The organism is Prevotella sp. HMSC073D09 (genome assembly GCF_001814145.1).
In the GTDB taxonomy this organism is placed as follows: Bacteria; Bacteroidota; Bacteroidia; order Bacteroidales; family Bacteroidaceae; genus Prevotella; species Prevotella conceptionensis.
Genome location: NZ_KV815127.1, coordinates 1,455 through 20,104, shown reverse-complemented (window position 1 = coordinate 20,104; position 18,650 = coordinate 1,455). Strand labels below are relative to the sequence as shown.

The 18,650-nt window shown below is 50.4% G+C and carries 11 protein-coding genes and 1 pseudogene; 8 read left to right on the top strand and 4 right to left on the bottom strand.

Annotation, left to right across the window (positions count from 1 at the left end; translation table 11 throughout):
- Nucleotides 1-29 precede the first annotated feature (29 nt).
- On the top strand, nucleotides 30-611 hold the full coding sequence (locus HMPREF2955_RS12340) for an RNA polymerase sigma factor (RefSeq protein ID WP_070723762.1): 582 nt from the start codon (nucleotides 30-32) through the stop codon (nucleotides 609-611).
- A 12-nt stretch (nucleotides 612-623) separates the two neighbouring features.
- Nucleotides 624-1,550: a FecR family protein gene (locus HMPREF2955_RS12335; protein ID WP_070723761.1), complete on the top strand. Its 927-nt coding sequence runs from the start codon at nucleotides 624-626 to the stop codon at nucleotides 1,548-1,550.
- A gap of 580 nt (nucleotides 1,551-2,130) precedes the next feature.
- Here the strand turns inward: HMPREF2955_RS12335 and HMPREF2955_RS16915 are convergent.
- Together HMPREF2955_RS16915 and HMPREF2955_RS16910 are read right to left on the bottom strand one after the other, a co-directional pair.
- A pseudogene (locus HMPREF2955_RS16915) lies at nucleotides 2,131-2,268 on the bottom strand (helix-turn-helix domain-containing protein); the annotation flags it as partial.
- A gap of 12 nt (nucleotides 2,269-2,280) precedes the next feature.
- Nucleotides 2,281-2,439, bottom strand: coding sequence for a hypothetical protein (locus HMPREF2955_RS16910; protein WP_246830145.1), 159 nt, complete (start codon nucleotides 2,437-2,439; stop codon nucleotides 2,281-2,283).
- Between the two features lie 1,152 nt (nucleotides 2,440-3,591).
- Here HMPREF2955_RS16910 and HMPREF2955_RS15950 point away from each other — a divergent pair.
- The 5 genes from HMPREF2955_RS15950 (at nucleotide 3,592) to HMPREF2955_RS12305 (ending at nucleotide 15,470) form a co-directional block, all read left to right on the top strand.
- Nucleotides 3,592-3,813, top strand: coding sequence for a hypothetical protein (locus HMPREF2955_RS15950; RefSeq protein ID WP_139145559.1), 222 nt, complete (start codon nucleotides 3,592-3,594; stop codon nucleotides 3,811-3,813).
- A gap of 215 nt (nucleotides 3,814-4,028) precedes the next feature.
- A complete protein-coding gene (locus HMPREF2955_RS12320) occupies nucleotides 4,029-7,583 on the top strand; it encodes a SusC/RagA family TonB-linked outer membrane protein (protein WP_070723759.1) in 3,555 nt (1,184 codons plus the stop codon).
- A 12-nt stretch (nucleotides 7,584-7,595) separates the two neighbouring features.
- The gene (locus tag HMPREF2955_RS12315) at nucleotides 7,596-9,374 is read left to right on the top strand and encodes a RagB/SusD family nutrient uptake outer membrane protein (RefSeq protein ID WP_070723758.1); all 1,779 of its coding nucleotides are present in this window, start codon (nucleotides 7,596-7,598) and stop codon (nucleotides 9,372-9,374) included.
- A 371-nt stretch (nucleotides 9,375-9,745) separates the two neighbouring features.
- Nucleotides 9,746-10,642, top strand: coding sequence for an endonuclease/exonuclease/phosphatase family protein (locus HMPREF2955_RS12310; RefSeq protein ID WP_070723757.1), 897 nt, complete (start codon nucleotides 9,746-9,748; stop codon nucleotides 10,640-10,642).
- A gap of 121 nt (nucleotides 10,643-10,763) precedes the next feature.
- Nucleotides 10,764-15,470, top strand: coding sequence for an alpha-N-acetylglucosaminidase TIM-barrel domain-containing protein (locus HMPREF2955_RS12305; RefSeq protein ID WP_070723756.1), 4,707 nt, complete (start codon nucleotides 10,764-10,766; stop codon nucleotides 15,468-15,470).
- A 225-nt stretch (nucleotides 15,471-15,695) separates the two neighbouring features.
- On the opposite strand, the gene HMPREF2955_RS12300 is transcribed toward HMPREF2955_RS12305, so the two are convergent.
- Both HMPREF2955_RS12300 and HMPREF2955_RS12295 read right to left on the bottom strand, forming a co-directional pair.
- Nucleotides 15,696-16,307, bottom strand: a complete 612-nt coding sequence (locus HMPREF2955_RS12300; protein WP_070723755.1) for a flavodoxin — start codon at nucleotides 16,305-16,307, stop codon at nucleotides 15,696-15,698.
- Nucleotides 16,308-16,446: 139 nt separating this feature from the next.
- Nucleotides 16,447-17,292, bottom strand: coding sequence for an aldo/keto reductase (locus HMPREF2955_RS12295; protein WP_070723754.1), 846 nt, complete (start codon nucleotides 17,290-17,292; stop codon nucleotides 16,447-16,449).
- A 336-nt stretch (nucleotides 17,293-17,628) separates the two neighbouring features.
- On the opposite strand from HMPREF2955_RS12295, the gene HMPREF2955_RS12290 reads away from it, so the two are divergent.
- Entirely contained in the window at nucleotides 17,629-18,456 is an 828-nt protein-coding gene (locus HMPREF2955_RS12290; RefSeq protein ID WP_070723753.1) for a helix-turn-helix domain-containing protein, read from the top strand.
- Nucleotides 18,457-18,650 lie beyond the last annotated feature (194 nt).

Below are 18,650 nucleotides of genomic sequence, written 5' to 3'. Positions count from 1 at the left end.
AAGCATAGCATGCGCCCATCACGCCACCTATGGAAGAACTATATCAACAACTGGTGCTTATCTCGCAAGGGAGCCAAGTGGCCTTCAACGGGTTTATCAGCCGTTTCTCAAACACCCTCTATTGTCACGCCTACGGCATATTGGGTTGCAGAGAGATGGCCGAAGAGGTGGTGAGCGATGCCTTTTTGGAGGCATGGCGCATGCGCAAAAAGCTAACGCAACTGCAAAACGTGCGCGCATGGCTAACACGCATCGTGTATAACAAGAGCGTTGACTACCTGCGGCGCGAACGAAACTACACCAAACAGATTAGCGTGGAGCACTTCGGCATGGGCGATTTCGCCTTCCCCGACATGCAAACGCCTGCCGATACGCTTATCTCGGCCGAAGAGTTGGCGGCCATTAACGCCGCCATCGACACCTTGCCGCCCAAATGCAAGTACGTGTTTTTCCTGGCCAAGGTAGAGAAAATGCCCTATCAAGACATCGCCAACATGCTGGGGATAGCCCTCGCCACGGTTAACTACCACGTGGGACTGGCCGTGCAGACACTGAGACAGTTGCTTAGAAGACGCACAAAACCCGCAGCTAGCGCATTAAAAAACGAATAAGACACTTTGCCCATGAACAGGGACATACACGACATGCGCTTTGACGGCTCGGAAGAAGACCTGCTTTTGCAAGACTTCATCAGCCGAGCTGAGCCCGCCAACGTTGTTGGCGAGCGTATCATGGCGCGCGTTTACGAGAAAATTCAAACCGACAGGGCACGAAGAAATAAGCGTTGGCGGCTCGTGGCTGCTGCCGTGATGGTGCCTTTGCTGGCATGCGGTGTGTGGTTGGGGCTTAATTTGCAAGGCAACAGCAACACAATTGCGCAGCAAGCGGCACACACCCCCAACGCATCGGCAAGCGTAATGCAAGAACTGGCGGTGCCAACGGGGCACACCCTGACCCTTACCCTGCCCGACGGCACACGCATGACGGCCAACTCGCGCACCCACATCAGATATCCCAAGCCATTTAGCGCGCACACGCGCGATATATATATAATAGGTGAAGCCTACTTTGAAGTGGCCCACGAAGAAAACCGCCCCTTTGTGGTGCATGCCCAAGGGTTCGACGTGCGCGTGCTGGGCACGCACTTTTGCGTTAACAGCTATGCGGCAGATAAAGCCAGCGTGGTGTTGGCCGAAGGTCGCGTTGAGGTGAACACTACCGCGAAAGATAAGGTGAACATGCTGCCCAACGAACGGCTTAACATTGCCCAAGGGCAGTTTGCATCGAAAACAAAGGTTAACGCAGCGGCATACGTAGACCGACTGAAAGGGGTGCTGCCCATGCAGGGCATGCGCTTATCAGAAGTTACCGACTATTTGGAGAACTATTACGGCATGCGCTTTAAGGTGCAAGACCGTCTGCGCAACGAATTGCTTTATGGCAAGTTGGTTACGGCCGCGCCCTTATCCGATGTTCTTACAAGCCTCTGCAACATATCGGGGGCAGAAGTTTCGGTGAAAAACGGCGTAGTGACAATGGTACGCAGATAAATTGGTTCTTTGGAGTTATGTAGTTCTAGGAGTTAAGGAGTTAAGGAGTTAAGGAGTTAAGCCAATAGCTTTGAACATCAAAAGGAAACTACACGCCCAACCCTCTAATAGATGACAAGAAGTTAAGCCAATAGCTTTGAACACCAAAAGGAAACTATTCTTGTGGTTAAGATGCAAAGTTAAAGGCCTTTGAACAGAACTGTAAGTTATGCTGAAAAGCCCATATTCGCCTGAACAGCCTGCAAAGCCATTGGCTTAACTCCTCATGGCCGCTTGCGCAGATACAACGTATTCGCCTTAATTGGCCGCAAAGCCATTGGCTTAACTCCTCATGGCCGCTTACGCAGATACAACGTATTCGCCTTAATTCGCCGCAAAGCCATTGGCTTAACTCCTTAACTCCTTAACTCCTTAACTCCTCAACATGACTCCTTAACTCCTCAGCACCTAGAACAACAACTCACAATAAATGGAGCATCATGCTCCACAGACCCGCACTTGGCAGACAATGGCGTGAACGTCGGCCACTGTGCGGGTCGCTTTTTGATTTGTTGGAGCGCAAAAGGGGCAAAGCACACCCCTATGATGCCGACGGGGACACCCGTTTACCCAGTATTGCAAAGATTCGGAACAACGTAGACAGCTGCACATCGGCATGTCCATTCCCAGTTTGTGAGATATAACTCTTCTTCGTACCAATCTTTGCTGCCAACTGTGCCTGTGAAAGTCCTTATTTCTTACGCTCTTCTTTTAGGCGCTCACCAAGGATGAAAGCGTCTACGCCTGTTTCAAAGGCAGTCCGTTCCACTGTCCCCTCAGCCCCAAAATCTTCTTTAATCAGCTCTTCAATGGGTGTGAGTTGCACATCATCTTTCTTTTTCTTATTCATTTTATAAGTTCTCGCATCGTTTTAAGATGAATTTTGTTGTTCCACATAACTTCCTTTGCATCATTATTTGTGGCACTCTGCACACATGGCAAAGATAACCAATTAGTTATCCACAGCCAAACAAATCTCCATGAATGTATCACCAATGTACCATAGATTTACTCCGAAACACGTTGCATACATCAAACTAAAACAGATTGTTGCTGTACACTAAACTTCAAATCAGCTCGGTTTCGCTATCCGCAATGCCCATCAATAGGCATTGCGGATTTCGTTTTCAAAAAGCAAGCCCCCTTTCAAACAATCATTCGTCCCAAAAGTTCTTCCGTGTAAGCACTCTTTTACTGGCAGAAGGATTAAATTCAACACCGTCGCGCAATGTTGCTGAACAACGAGCATAAGATTGTAAAATGTTTATACCAAAATTTAACATTAGGAGTGCCCTCGCCGTAAAATTTCCAGGCATGGGTCGGATTTTCGCGCGTATTTTTAAAGTTTGTAACCACCTGGTTTATTGATATTTACGACAAATAAAGGACAAAAACATGCCTTTTAGCATGTATTAGGGGTACAAAACATCAATCGATGCACCGCCAAAATCCGCCAAGCAGCATTTCACCCCAAATAATCAAAATACCTATAAATAACGTGCAAAATGCTGCTTTCTATGAGTTTTAACTACACTTTGCTACATCTTACCTTATATTTTGCTGCATTTTGCCTCGCATCTGGCTGCATTTCGCCTCGCATTTTGGTGCATATTGCACTGCGTTTTGGTGCAAAATACACTGCGTTTTGGTGCATATTGCAGTGCGTTTTGCGGCAAAACGCATTGCAAAAACTAGCGATTAGACCCCGTTTTCTTGTCGTTGCGGATGCAAATTTGGGAGAGTTTTTCTTCAAAGAGAAGTGCAAAAGCATAGTAAATGGCCAAAAAACGAGGGGGCAAGCACTCAAAAATCGCTCGAATTTCATCGTTTGGGCGCATTTTATATGACTTTTTGTGGTTATTTTCTTCTAGAATGGTTCGGCCAAAGAACGTGTTTTGTAAAATATATTTATCGTTTTAACAAATCATTAACAAGTGCTTACCAAGAAAAGAACAAGGGCCATGCGCCGGCACATGCGATAAAACCAAACATGATGGGCACAATGATGCGAACAAGTTTAAGGCATTATTGTGATAATGACAGCGGGCAACTAGGCGCGCAGGGCATCCGCGTTTCACCCTGTTGCGCCTTTAATCCCAAGCGGCTGTACGCCATATCGCGTTTGCGGAGAACAGAGAGGGGACTTACTTTTGGTGCGGGGCGAAACCAATTTCCCCATTTGTCGGCAGCCCGAACACCACATTTGCGGTTTCAAGCCCTCTAGCTATATAGCAATAAGAAGTGTTCAGCCCTACCCTATTCACGCCCCTCTACACTTGGAAAGTGATTGAGAGGTGAGACATTTTTTTCATCTCCCACCTATACATTTCCCCCTTTCCTTACGACTTTATTAATAGGAACACACCTTATATGTATATAGGTGGTTTCGCCTAAACTTTCTATCAGTGAATTTACAATAACGACATTAATACAACACCCATGAGAGAAAACGTTTACATAAAGACTTGGCGTTGGCACATAGCCCAACGCTACGTATCGGCCCTCATGCTACTTGCACCTGTGGCGTGTATGGCCTCAACCTCGGCCACATGGGCTGCCATAGGGCATGGGCAACTAACGGCCCTAACGGCTGGCAACAGCATGTATACGGTGAAAAGCGTGCTAAGCTACATCGAAAAGAACAGCAACTACGTGTTCGTTTACAACGCCGAGGTGCAAAAGATGATGCCCAATAGGGTGAGAGTGAACCTCGACGGACGACCTGCACTGCAAATTCTAGACGAGATGTGCGCCGCCACGGGATTGGCATATAAGGCGCAAGGCAACCAAATTAGCTTGGCACAAGCAAAAAACGCGCAGTCCGGTCAGCCCGACAAGGGACAGAAACGCCGGATAAAAGGAAACGTGAGCGATGCAAAGGGCGAACCCATCGTGGGCGCAACCATTAGCGAGAAAGGCGGTACAGGCGGTGCAATTACCGACATCAACGGCGACTTCGCCCTCGAACTGACACCCGGAAACCTCGTCACCGTGTCGTATGTGGGGTTTAAACCGCAGACGGTAAAGCCCACCGAGGGCATGCACGTAACGCTAGACGAACAAACTCGCGGACTAGACGAGGTGGTTGTCATTGGCTATGGCACCAAAAAGAAGGCCAACCTCATCGGCGCAGTGAGCACAGTTGGGGCGGAAGAGTTGAAAGACAGGCCTGTTACCAACCTTGGACAGATGTTGCAGGGACAGGTACCCAACCTAAACATCAGCTTTGGAACGGGTACGCCTGGCGAATCTGCCACGTTGAACATCCGCGGAAAAACCTCACTCACCAACTCTGGCGCACCATTGGTACTCATCGATGGTGTAGAAGGCAGCATCGACCGCATTAACCCCAACGACATCGAGAGTGTTTCGGTACTTAAAGATGCCGCCTCGGCCGCCATCTATGGTGCGCGTGCCGGTTTCGGCGTGGTGCTTATCACCACCAAGAGCAACAAAGACGGACAAGCGCACATCAACTACAATGGCCGTTTCAGTTTCTCGGCGCCCACAACCAAAACCGACTTCATGACGGTGGGCTATGACGTTGCACGGCTGGTAGACGAATTTAACACGGCCAAAACAGGTAGCAGCTACTCCGGACTGAACGCCGACGACTACAAAATGTTGGAAGAACGCCGCTATGACACGACGGAAAATCCTGCAAGGCCGTGGGTTGTTGTCGACCCGCAGGATGGTCGCTACCATTATTACGGCAATTTCGATTGGTACAACTACATCTTCGATTTTTCGCAACCCACGTGGAACCACAACCTAAACGTAAGTGGCGGCACAGACAAGATGAATTATATGATTAGCGGCGGCATGAACGACCACGACGGGCTGTACGCCCTCAGCACAGACAAGTACTCCACGCGCACACTTATGGCCAAATTCAATGCCGAAGTAACGCCGTGGCTAAGGGTTTTCAGCACCGCCTCGCTTTTCAAGTCGAAGTATAAGCAAGCAGGCTACGACTACGAAGGCGGCGGCAACGTGGGCAACCTTGTCTTTCATGCCATGCCCTGGATTGTTCCTGTAAATCCAGACGGAACAAATGTCTACCTTCTTCCAAACAGCAAAGACAAACCCGCAGACGGCTTTGCCGCCATGCTGCGTACAGGCAACGGCTTTACGCAAGTTGGCAAAACCGAGCAAACCTACGCTATCGGAGCCGTGCTCAAAGTGATGGAGGGCTTGGAGATAACGGGTAAGTTAACTTACCGCAACTACGCAAAAGAGAAACAAGCCCGCGCTGCCAACATACAATATGCCATACGCCCCAACGAGGTGCTAACGGCTAGCGGATGGCCATTCAACAACAAGCTGAAAGACGGGCGCGACACATACGAGAACTATGTGTACGACCTTTATGCCAACTTCCACCGCACCTTTGCCGACGTTCATAACGTGAGTGCTGTGGTGGGCAGCAACTACGAAAGAGGACATTACAAGTTTGTAGAGCCTGCGGGAGAGGACCTGACATCAGATGTACTCAACGACCTTGCACTCTCCACAGGAGCTAAAAGTGTAAAATCATCACAGAACGAGTTCGCACTGATGGGCTACTTCGCCCGCCTTAGTTACGATTATAACGGGCGTTATCTTGTTGAGGCCAACATGCGTTACGACGGAACGTCGCGTTTCCCACGCAATCATCGCTGGGGTTTCTTCCCCTCTGTGGCTTTGGGGTGGCGCATCAGCGAAGAAGCGTTCTTTGCTCCCGTGCGCCCTGTGGTTAGCAATTTGAAACTACGCGCATCGCTTGGCTCACTGGGAAACCAAATAACAGACAACAGCGCAAAGTTCAATAAGAACACATTCTACCCCTACATGCGCCTGATATCATTGGCCAACACCACCACACTCAATTACATATTCGACAATGCGCAGGCCACTTACGCCTCGCTGGGCGATCCCACATCGGGCTCGTTGACGTGGGAAACCATCGTTACGCAAAACGTTGGTCTCGACGTTGGCCTTTTCAACAACCGCCTTTCGCTTGCACTCGATGTTTATCGTCGTACAACCAAAGACATGTTGGCCGCAGCGAGAGCACTCCCTGCCGTATACGGCTACAATGCGCCGTACGAAAACAACGGCGAACTGCGCACCAACGGATTTGAATTGGTGGTAGGATGGAACGACAAGTTTAACCTTGCAGGCAAGCCTTTCTACTACGGCGTTAACCTAACGCTGGCCGACAGCAAGACGAAAATAACCAAATTCAAGGGCAACGAATCGAAAGTGCTCGGCCAAGACTACGAAGGAATGGAATGGGGAGAGATTTGGGGATTCCGCATTAAGGGCATTTACCAAAGCGATCAAGAGGCAATTGACCGTGGCGTAGACCAATCTTTCCTTGGTTCGAGGTTCACAGATAAGGCGGGCGACCTTATCTTCGACGATGTTGACGACAGCAAGAAGATTGACATTGGCAAAGGAACGCTTGACAATCATGGCGACTTGGTTCGCATAGGCAATTCAACTCCGCGCTATCACTATGGCATCACGGTTAACATGGCCTGGATGGGTTTCGACTTTTCAATGTTCTGGCAAGGCATCGGCAAACAAAACATATACCCTGGCGGCAACAACATGATGTTCTGGGGGCCGTATGCACGCCCTTACAGCTCATTCATCCCCAAGGATTTTCCTGCCAAAGTGTGGTCGACAAACAATCGCAGCGCATATTTCCCACGTCCCGTTGCCGACCTGGCACGCGAACTCGCCATGAGCAAGCCTAACGACAGGTACCTGCAAGACCTTGCTTACTGCCGTTTGAAGAACTTAACCTTTGGCTATACGCTGCCAAAGTCGCTCACAAAGAAAGCTTACCTGGAAAAGGTACGCGTTTATTTCAGCGGCGAAAACATCTTCATCACCAGTAAGCTGAAGAGCGATTACCTAGACCCAGAGCAAATGACGTACGACTCGAACGGACGTGTATATCCCTTCTCAAAGACATTCTCCTTCGGACTTGATGTTTCATTCTAAGCGCAAACAGTCATGAAAAAAATATTATTAGCACAATGCCTGGCCACGGCCGCATTGCTTACAAGCTGCAGCTTGGACCTAGAACCGCTAGACAAGCTGGCAGACCAAAACTATTACAACAACCGCAAGGAGCTAGAAGTGTTTACCAATGGCTTCTATGCCGACTTCCCTACGGCCGAAAACCTATACTCGGAAACGGCCGACATCATCATACCCACAACGCTATTGCCCGAAGTTCTGGGTACGAGAAGTGTACCACAAAGCGGTGGCGGATGGGGTTGGAAACAGCTGGCCAACATCAACAGCTTTCTGAAAGACTGCTCGCGATGTGGCGATGAGGCCGCTCGCAAGGAGTACGAGGGTGTTGCAAGGTTTTTCAGAGCCTACTTCTATTATAATAAGGTGAAACGATTTGGCGAAGTTCCCTGGTTCAGCGATGTGCTATCGTCGACCGACGACCGTCTATATTCACCGCGCACACCACGCAACGAACTGATGAGCAACATCATAGCCGACTTAGATTACGCCATCGACAACCTGCCGACGGCAAAAAATCTCTATCGCGTTACAAAGTGGGCTGCACTGGCTTTGAAGTCTAGGGTATGCCTCTATGAGGGTACTTGGCGCAAATATCATGGTGTATCGGGCTACGAAAGCTATCTCGCCGCTGCCGCATCAGCTGCCGAAACGCTCATGGACAGCCGACAATACACCATCTACGCAGCTGGCGAACAACCCTATCGCGACCTCTTTGCCGCAGACAAGGCCAAGACGGAAGAAGTTATACTCGCCCGAAACTATTTCAGCGGGCTAAGTATCGTGCATTCAGCCAACCTGTATTTCCTCGGTGGCGGCTCTGCACCTGGCCTAAACAAGAAAGTGGTTGACAGCTATCTGTTGAAAGATGGGTCGCGCTTTACCGACCAAGCCGACTACGATAAGATGCAATTTTACGAAGAAATGCAGAACCGCGACCCGCGATTGGCACAAACTATCGTAACGCCCGGCTACAAACGAATAGGCCAAACAACGGTTACACCCGTTAGCTTTGCTGCCGCAACAACGGGTTATCAAATCATCAAGTGGGTTTCAACCACTGCATCAGACGGCTATAACAAGTCGCAAAACGACATTCCGCTATTCCGTTTGTCCGAAGTTATGCTTAACTTTGCCGAGGCAAAAGCCGAATTAGGAACGCTTACGCAGGCAGATCTAGACAAGTCGGTAAAGCTGATAAGAGATAGAGTGGGCATGCCCAACATCGATTTGGCCACAGCCAACGCCAGTCCCGACCCCTATCTCGAAGCTGCCGAAACGGGTTATTCCAACGTTACGGGCGCAAATAAGGGCGTAATACTTGAAATTAGGCGCGAACGAACCATCGAATTGCTGGCAGAGGGTTTACGCTACGACGACCTTATGCGGTGGAAAGCAGGTAAAAATTTCGAGCAACAATTCAAAGGAATGGTTATTCCAAAGCTCGATGACACCAAACATTTCGTTGTTTGCGACCTCAATGGCAATGGGGTAAACGATGCTGAAGACGTCTGTATATATGAAGGAGACATCGACAACATCAAGGCAAATGCCGAAGTGGCTGGCATCAGACAGTTCTTAAAGCTTGGCGTGAACCTGCATGTAGCTAACGGAGCCAATGGTGGTAACATCATCGTACACGACATCGCCAACAACCAACGCAAGTGGAACGAAGACCGCGATTACCTATATCCCATCCCACAAGACCAAATAACAATTTATGGAGGGGTGATAAAACAAAACCCAGGATGGTAATTTGGTTGACGAGTATACAAGTTGAACAGTTGACGAATTGACCAGTTAACAAGTTGACCAGTTGACAAGTTAATAGGTTGACAAGTTGACGAGTTGATGAGTTGACAAGTTGACAAGTTAGCGAGTGGACAAGTTAAAGAGTTGACGAGTTAGTGGGCGTTAGCCATCTTTTCACCTTTTCACCCTTTCACCTTTCCACCTTTCCACCTTTTCACCCTTTCACCTGTTAATCCACAAAGCATCTCACTCCCCTCTCCCCTTTGGAGAGGGGCAGAGGGGGAGGCTTTTACCACATTTCCACAAAGCATCTCACTCCTCTCTCCCCGTGGAGAGGGGGCAGGGGGTGAGGCTTTTAAATACATTCATAGCTTATGAAACCTTTATTCAGCACCCTTATCGTTGCCGCATCGCTCTTTGTCGCCTCACTTCCCATCATGGGTTGTGGCGGAAAAGACACGCCGGGACACATCCCCGACTACCAGCCAAAGCCGAAAAACGAAGATTATAAGTACGCCAAGGCAGAAGGCAACGTGCGCATAATGACCTACAACTGTTTCTATTGCAAGAGCAACACCGCCAGCAAGACCTTCTCTGACGAACATACTGCGGCCTTCGCCCAAGTGATTAAGGCACTAAACCCCGACGTGGTGGTGATTCAAGAGTTGGACAGCGGCACAACCGAACGCAACAAACGCTACCTGCTCGACGACATTCGCCGCGCCACAGGCCTAGACTACGACCTCTTTTTCGGCTCGGCCGCCCCTTATTCGAATGGCAAAATAGGGCCAGGCGTGCTGTACAAACGTGCCATGCAGCCCACATCCATCAAGAAAATAGCGTTGCCTGGTAAAGAAACTCGTGCGCTGATGGTGCTTACCTTCCCGCGATTTGCCCTGCTAGGCACCCATCTCGACCTAGACGTCACGGCCCGAAAAGCCAGTGCCGACATCGTCAACCACGAGCTAACCACACTCGCCACACAGCCCGTTTTCTTCGCAGGCGACCTTAACGACTCGCCTTCGTGGAAACCCGAACAGACTGCTTTCCCCATCATAGAGCGGTCATTTGAAATAATTAGCGCGCGTTCGGGGAGCATACCCGACCAACCCAACGAAACCATCGACTACATCCTCGTTGACAAGGCACACAAGAGCGCGGTGAAAGTGGTTAAAACGGCCGTGGTAAAGCAGCTCGAAATAAATGGGAAAGTAACCGAAACGCGAATGGTAAGCGACCATTTCCCCGTGTTTGTAGATGTTCGTTTTTAGTTTGTGAGGTAAGAGTTTATCAACCTTTGAGCCGCTCTGTTTCTGAACTTATAAACTCAAAACTCGCCAACTCAAAAGCTCCTAAACTCACCAACCCATAAACCCACCAACTCATGAACTCATGAACTCAAAAACCCCAAAGCTCATAAACTCACTCCTTATTATATTGGTAGCCTGCTCATTCAGCATACATGTCGAGGCTGCCACATACGGCGGCGTGCACCAACTGGTGGCTCGCCGCTTTCCGTTTATGGTTGGCAAGGTGGCGTTTCAGCCCCTCACTGGCACAAACCAAGAGGCTTTCGAACTGCAAACGCAAGGCAAGCACCTGGTGGTGAAAGCCACTTCGCCCTCGGCAGCAGCCGTTGCACTAAACCATTACCTCAACCATTACTGCCACATCAGCATCTCCCGATGTGGCAACAACCTCCCCACCCACTTTCGCCTAGTGCCCATCCAAGGCATCGTCAGGCGCACCACCCCTTTCAAATACCGATACGCTCTTAACTACTGCACCTATAATTACAGTTACGCCTTCTACCGTTGGCCCGACTTCGAGTGGGAATTAGATTGGATGGCACTTAACGGCGTTAACCTCATGCTAGCCCCTTTGGGCATGGAGGCCGTGTGGGTCGAAACACTTAAAACGCTTGGTTTCGGGCAGAAAGACATTCAACGCTTCATCCCCGGACCAGCCTACACCGCGTGGTGGCTAATGGGAAACCTCGAAGGTTGGGGCGGACCAATGAGTGAAAGCCTCATCGCCCTGCGCCTGCAACAGCAACGGCAGATGCTGCAACGCATGCACCAATTGGGCATACAGCCCGTGGTGCAGGGTTTTCCGGGCATCGTTCCCACCTTTTTTAAAACGCGTTTCCCGCAAGCGCGCATCATCGAGCAAGGCAAATGGGGCAGCTTTCAGCGACCCGCCGTGCTGTTGCCCAATGGCGATGGCGTGTTTGAAAAGGTGGCCGAGGCCTATTATCAAAGTCTAACAAAGCTTTTCGGGACCGACTTCGAGTTTCTTGGTGGCGACCTATTTCACGAAGGGGGCATAACCACGGGCGTAGATGTGGGCAGCGTTGCCGCACAAGTTCAACGCCAAATGCTACGTTTTTTCCCTCGCGCCAAATGGGTGTTGCAGGGTTGGAACAAAAATCCATCGCCCCAATTGCTACGTGCACTCAACAAGCAACACACCCTCTTGGTGAACCTCAGCGGCGAAATTGCCGCCTCGTGGGAAAGTTCCGACGAGTTTGGCGGCACGCCTTGGCTTTGGGGTAGCGTCAACCACTTCGGCGGTAAGACCGACATGGGCGGACAATTGCCCGTTGTCGTAACCGAACCACACCGCGCCTTGGCCCTCACAGTAGACAGTGTGATGCAAGGAATAGGCATCTTGCCCGAGGGAATAGGCACAAATCCCGTGGTGTACGATTTGGCTTTAAAGACAGCTTGGCATGCCGCGACGCCCGATGTAGACAGTATGCTGGTGCAATACCTTGGCTATCGCTACGGAGAAGTTCATCCCGACCTACTCGCTGCATGGCGCATCATGCTCAAATCCGTGTATGGCGAGTTTGCCATTAAGGGCGAAGGAACGTTCGAGTCGGTGTTTTGCGCCCGCCCATCGCTACGCGTAACCAGCGTTTCCACATGGGGACCCAAGCAAATGCAATACCAACCGGCCGACCTTTACCGCGCCTTGGGGCTCTTCTTAAAGGCTGCCGCTGCCCCAACGCTACGAAATAGCGAAACATACCAATACGACTTGGTAGACCTTGCCCGACAGTCGCTAGCCAACTACGCCCGCATGGCATACGCCAACGTGGTACAAGCCTACGAGCAAAAGAACGCCGAGCAACTGCAACTGGCCACACGGCGTTTCGAACACCTCATCATGCTGCAAGACAGTCTGTTGCTAACCAATCGCCACTTCTTGCTAGGCAATTGGCTGCAACAAGCCACGCAATATGCCCCCAACGAGGCCGACCGCCAGCTGTGCTTGCACAATGCACAAACCCTGATTAGCTATTGGGGACCCGACGACCCCGCCACAAAGGTGCACGATTACGCCAACAAAGAGTGGGCGGGCATGCTCTCCAGCTATTACCTTCCGCGCTGGCAAGCCTTCTTCCGCGCGCTGCAAGCCACCGTCAACACAGGCAATCCGCCCACCATCAACTTCTTCGACATGGAGAAACGCTGGGCCAACACGCCCCAACCCATCCACACCAAGCCCCAAGGCGATGCCGTGCAGATGGCCCAACGCGTGTTGCAAACCATCGTTCCGCCCTATCTTAACGCCAGTCTAGACGTTGAAACGCGACTAAACGACCTGCTACCACGAATGACGCTCGACGAAAAACTGGCCCAAACACGCCACATACACGCCAAGCACTATAACGACAACGGTGTCGTTAACCTCTCTAAGCTGCGCACCAACCACACCGACGGACTTAGTTTCGGCTGTTTCGAGGCCTTCCCCTACTCGTCGGCGCAATATCTAGCGGCCGTTTCCACCATCCAACACCACGCTATGGACAGCACCCGACTGGGCATTCCGCTCATTCCCGTGCTCGAAGGCATACACGGAGCCGTGCAAGACGGCTGCACCATCTTCCCCCAAGCCATTGCACAAGGGGCTACTTTCAACCCCCCGCTCATCCAACGCATGGCCCAACACGTGGGCCAAGAGATGCGCGCCATGGGTGCAAGGCAGGTACTTGCACCCGATCTCGACCTTGCACGCGAACTTCGGTGGGGCCGGGTGGAAGAAACTTTCGGCGAAGACCGCCTACTTGTTGCGCAAATGGGCTTGGCCTACGCCATGGGCATTCAGCAAACGGGGTGCATTCCTACGCTGAAACACTTTGTGGCGCACGGCACTCCGCAGGGCGGACTAAACCTCGCATCGGTGAAAGGTGGCCGTCGCGAACTGCTCGACGTCTTCGTTCGGCCCTTCGCCCACGTCATCTCGCGCACCCTTCCCGGCTCGGTGATGAACTGTTACAGTGCTTACGACAACGAGGCCATCACCTCCTCGCCCTTCTTCATGCGCCAGTTACTGCGCGATAGCCTGCGTTTTCGCGGCTATGTGTACAGCGATTGGGGTTCGGTTCCTATGCTGCGCTACTTCCATCACACGGCCGAAACCGAACGCGAGGCAGCCAAACAGGCCATTGAGGCAGGCGTAGACCTCGAAGCGGGCAGCGATTATTACCGCACGGCCAAGCAGTTGGTGGCCGAAGGCGAACTCAACGCCGCACTGATAGACAGTGCCGCGGCCAACGTTTTGCGCACAAAGCTGGCCGCAGGACTATTTGAAGACGCCCGCCCCGACACCCTTAACTGGCGCAAAGCCATACATACCGCAGCGGCCGTGGCCACAGCTAGGCAGTTGGCCGACGAGAGTTTGGTGTTGCTCGAAAACCCCAATGCCCTGCTGCCACTTAACACCCAAAGGCTGAAACGCATCGCCGTGGTGGGCCCAAACGCCAATCAAGTGCAGTTTGGCGACTATTCTTGGACGGCCGACAACCGTCATGGCATCACGCCTTTGGCTGGTATTCGCCAGTATTTGCAGGGCAAAGGCGTGCAGGTAGACTACGAACGCGGTTGCGACTACTACTCGCCCAAGGCCGATTCCATCCCTCATGCCCTCCGCCTAGCCGCCCAAGCCGACCTCACCATCGCGGTTGTGGGCACGCAAAGCATGCTGTTGGCACGCGCCTCGCAACCATCTACCAGTGGCGAAGGCTACGACTTATCCGAACTTACGCTCCCTGGTGTGCAACAACAACTTGTTGATAGCCTCGTGGCCTTGGGCAAACCGCTGGTAGTTGTGCTGGTAACAGGTCGGCCGTTGGTAATGGAGAGTTTCCGACATCGCGTTGGTGCATTGGTGGTGCAATGGTATGGCGGCGAACAAGCAGGCCTATCGTTGGCCCGAATGCTCTTCGGCGAGTTCTCGCCATCGGGTCGTTTGCCCGTGTCGTTCCCTAAAAGCGTGGGGCAACTGCCCGTATACTACAACGCCTTGCCCACCGATAAGGGCTATTACAACAAGAAAGGCACGCCCGAAAAGCCTGGGCGTGACTACGTTTTTTCCGACCCTTACCCCGCCTACGCCTTCGGATATGGCCTTAGTTACACCTCTTTCGACTATAACACACTGCAACTTTCCAGTCGCTCGGCCAACGAAAAAGATACCATAGAGATACAATTCACCGTGCGCAACATGGGCAAACGCCCGGCTATGGAGGTGGCTCAGCTTTATGTTCGCGACCTTAAAAGTTCGGTTGCCACACCCGTAAAGCAGCTTTACGCGTTCCAAAAGGCTGCCATCGCCGCCCGTCAAAGCCATCGTTTCACCCTCCGTCTGCCCATTGCCGAATTGTTCTTACACGATAGGGACATGCGCCGCGTGGTAGAACCAGGACAATTCGAGTTGCTCGTTGGTGCATCCTCGGCCGACATCCGCCTTCGCGATACGCTCACCGTGGTGTCCATCGGCCAACAGAAGTCGGCCAACAGTGCCCCCACGAGGCTTAAAACAAGTCCCCAACGCACACCGCAAGCCACACCCAACACAAGCAGAACCATCTGTATTGCAGGCATTGTGCGCAACGTTCAAGCCTTTCCGCTAGTTGGGGTAAAGGTTACGGCCGATGGAAAAACGGCTCAAACCAACGCTCGCGGCGAGTATTCGCTCTCCGCCCGCATTGGTTCCACCCTCCATTTCGCCCTCGCCGGCTATCGCACCGAAACGCTTGTGGTGAAAGAAAATGGCTTGTTTGATGTGGAATTGACGCCAGAAACGCCGTAGGGAAAGGAATAAAAAAGAGAAAACAGCCAGACAACGGACACCCCAACATACTAAACGGCCTCAATAATTGAGCAAGCTTGGCTTACACGCTCAACTATTGAGGCTATCACATTTACATTCGCCCGACCACAATCAGCCATCCCCAACCCACAGCCATTCTGCGAACAAAGCCTTTCCCAAGCGCATCCTGCATCAAAGGATGCCACAACATCTTTCGTTGCTACATCAGTAGCCTAAGCCATTTAACCATGTATTTACTTTGCTCATATCGGTGCGCACTTCATGCCCATAGACAGCAAAGCCCTCCATTACCTTGGCTTTGGGATAAGCGCGTTTCACATCCGCTACGGTATTGGCCAGTCCACTCCCCTCATGTGTGGTAAAAGGAATAATGGTTTTGCCGTTAAGATCGTATTTATCAAAGAAGGTGAACATCACTTGTGGATACGTACCCCACCAAATAGGGCCGCCAATAAATATTGTATCATACTGCTCAATATTCTTCACCTCACCCTTAAATGCGGGTTTCTCTCCTCTTTTGGTTTCTTCCTTTGCTATTTCAATAAGCTGACTGTAGGGCATATCGTATGATTTTTCAGCCACAATCTCAAACTCATCGCCTCCTGTGCGTTTCTGAATCTCGTCGGCAATCAGTTTTGTGTTGCCCACTTTCACATTTCCTACGCTATAATTCTCACCTGCATGCGAGAAGAAAACGATTAAAACCTTGCTACCATTCATTGCCTGATTATTTTTAACTTCCTTTTTTTGTTCCCCACTACATGATACCGACAGAAGTATTCCTGTGAGCATTAAAATTATCTTCCTGAATGCCATAAGCTATTTATTTGTTAAGTTCTCTAATCAGAGTAACAGTCTGCCGATTGTTGAAATAACAGCTAAATATCGAAATACCGCCATCCGGGTGCCATTGATTTCTTCGACAGCCTCGGCATAGCCAGGTTCAACCCCATGCTTATCCATAAGTTTCAAGGAGATATTTCACAAATGAGGGGTCGCCGAAATTGATGAAACCAGCATCTGATTGATTCATTGTTTCAATCTGAGCCATATCATCAGGGGTAAGCTTGAAACCGAAAACATCGAAATTCTGTTGCATGCGTTCTATATGGCTGCTTTTGGGAATAGCCACGATGCCACGTTGTATCAGCCAACGAAGTGCTACTTGTGCTGCCGACTTTCCATACTTCTGGCCGATAGCAGCAAGCAACTCACTATTTATTACGCCATCGGCACCCTCACCGCCAAGCGGTCCCCATGCCATCGTTTTGGTTTCTGTCTCAGCCAATATCGGCTGTATGCTTTGCTGTTGCGCCAAAACATTGCATTGCAATTGATTAACCATTGGTTTCACATCTACATAATGAGCGAAATCAAAGAAACGCCCAGTTTGGAAGTTAGAAACGCCAATGGCTCGCACCTTGCCCTCGCGATAAGCTTTCTCCATAGCACGCCAAGTGCCGAACACATCGCCGTAAGCTTGGTGAATAAGCAGCAGGTCAATATAATCGGTATCGAGTTTACGTAGGCTTTCGTCAATACTTGCTGCCGCTTTCTCCTCGCCTGCATTACTTATCCAAACCTTTGTAACCAAGAAAAGCTCTTCGCGCGCAATGCCGCTCTTGCGCCACGCACGGCCAACACCCTCTTCGTTGCCGTAAGCCTGCGCAGTGTCTATCAGCCGATAGCCCACTTTCAGCGCATCACTTACGCAACGCTCGCACTCATCAGGAGATACTCTGAACACACCATAACCCAATAACGGCATTTCAACGCCATTGATTAACTTTACATATTCCATAGGTTCTATATTTTAATGTTTACGTCTGCAAAGTTACACTTTATCTTCAATCAGGGCGTTTCACTTTTTCGGGTTCTTCCGTTAAATGCGTAGATGAGGAATTTTGTTTTTAGTAAGGATGAATTTTTAATATCATTTCTCGCCATTTCTACTATCCTCATTTTTAGTTAGTTATATTTTCTGTTGTTGCCTTATTAGGTGGCGAATCTGTTTACCCGTAAAAGTTAATTATTGTACAAATCTATCCGTTTAACGGAAGAACCCTTTTTCGCCCTATGCTTTCACAAAAACGCCCAAAAGCTTGGAAATACATGTAATTAACTGTAAATTTGCGTTATGGAGCAGTTGAAACTCATATACACCACTGATTTTTACAGCATTAACGACATACAACTAAGTGACTGCTGTGGGCACATGATATGCTTGGAAGGCGAAGGCAGCTTTGTATTCAACGAGAAATGTTTTCACTTTTGCGCCGGCGACATATTGATTCTCACTCAGCCCCATAAATTAAAAAATCTGGCAGCAGGTAAGAATTTGAAAGTTGAGTTCTTTGCAACGCAATACAATTTCCTTTTCAAGCAGCTGCCATCCAACAGCTTTGCCATCGGGGGCGGTATCAGTCTCTATGCAGACCCCATTATTCATGCCACAAAAGAAGAAGGCGAACGTTTCCTTGCAGACATCCGAATTATCCGCGACCGCATACAAGAAGAGGGCGAACATCGATTTTATTTGGAAATGATAGCAAGCTTGTGTCGCACAATGATGTACGACCTATTCTCTTTCCACGCCCACAAAAACGAAACGCGACAGACCACCGACCGCCAGAGTTATGTGGTTAAAGAGTTGATGAACATGCTTGCAGCCGGCAAGTCGTGTACAGAACGCCAGGTGGATTACTATGCCAAACAACTCAATATCACTCCTGAATACTTATCAAAAACGGTGAAACGCACCACGGGCAGAAGTGTTACCTCGCTCATTGCCCGCCATACAATACCTATTATAAAGGACTATCTCGACAACGACACACTATCGCTCACACAGATAGCCGACCTGATGAACTTCACTTCGCTATCGTATTTCAGCCGCTATTGTTCAAAACATCTGGGAATGTCGCCCAGTGAATACCGACAAAGTCTGCAACCAAGAAAATCATAGTCCCACTATCAGCCTCACCACCACTACCGGCCTCACCACCACTACCGGCCTCACCCCCACTACCGGCCTCACCCCCACTACCAGCCCACCCCCAGCCCCTCTCCAAGGGGAGAGGGGAGTAGTATGCTTTGTTTCTTTTTCGCTTGCTTTGTAGCTGCATGGCATTTCACTCCCCTCTCCCCTTGGAGAGGGGT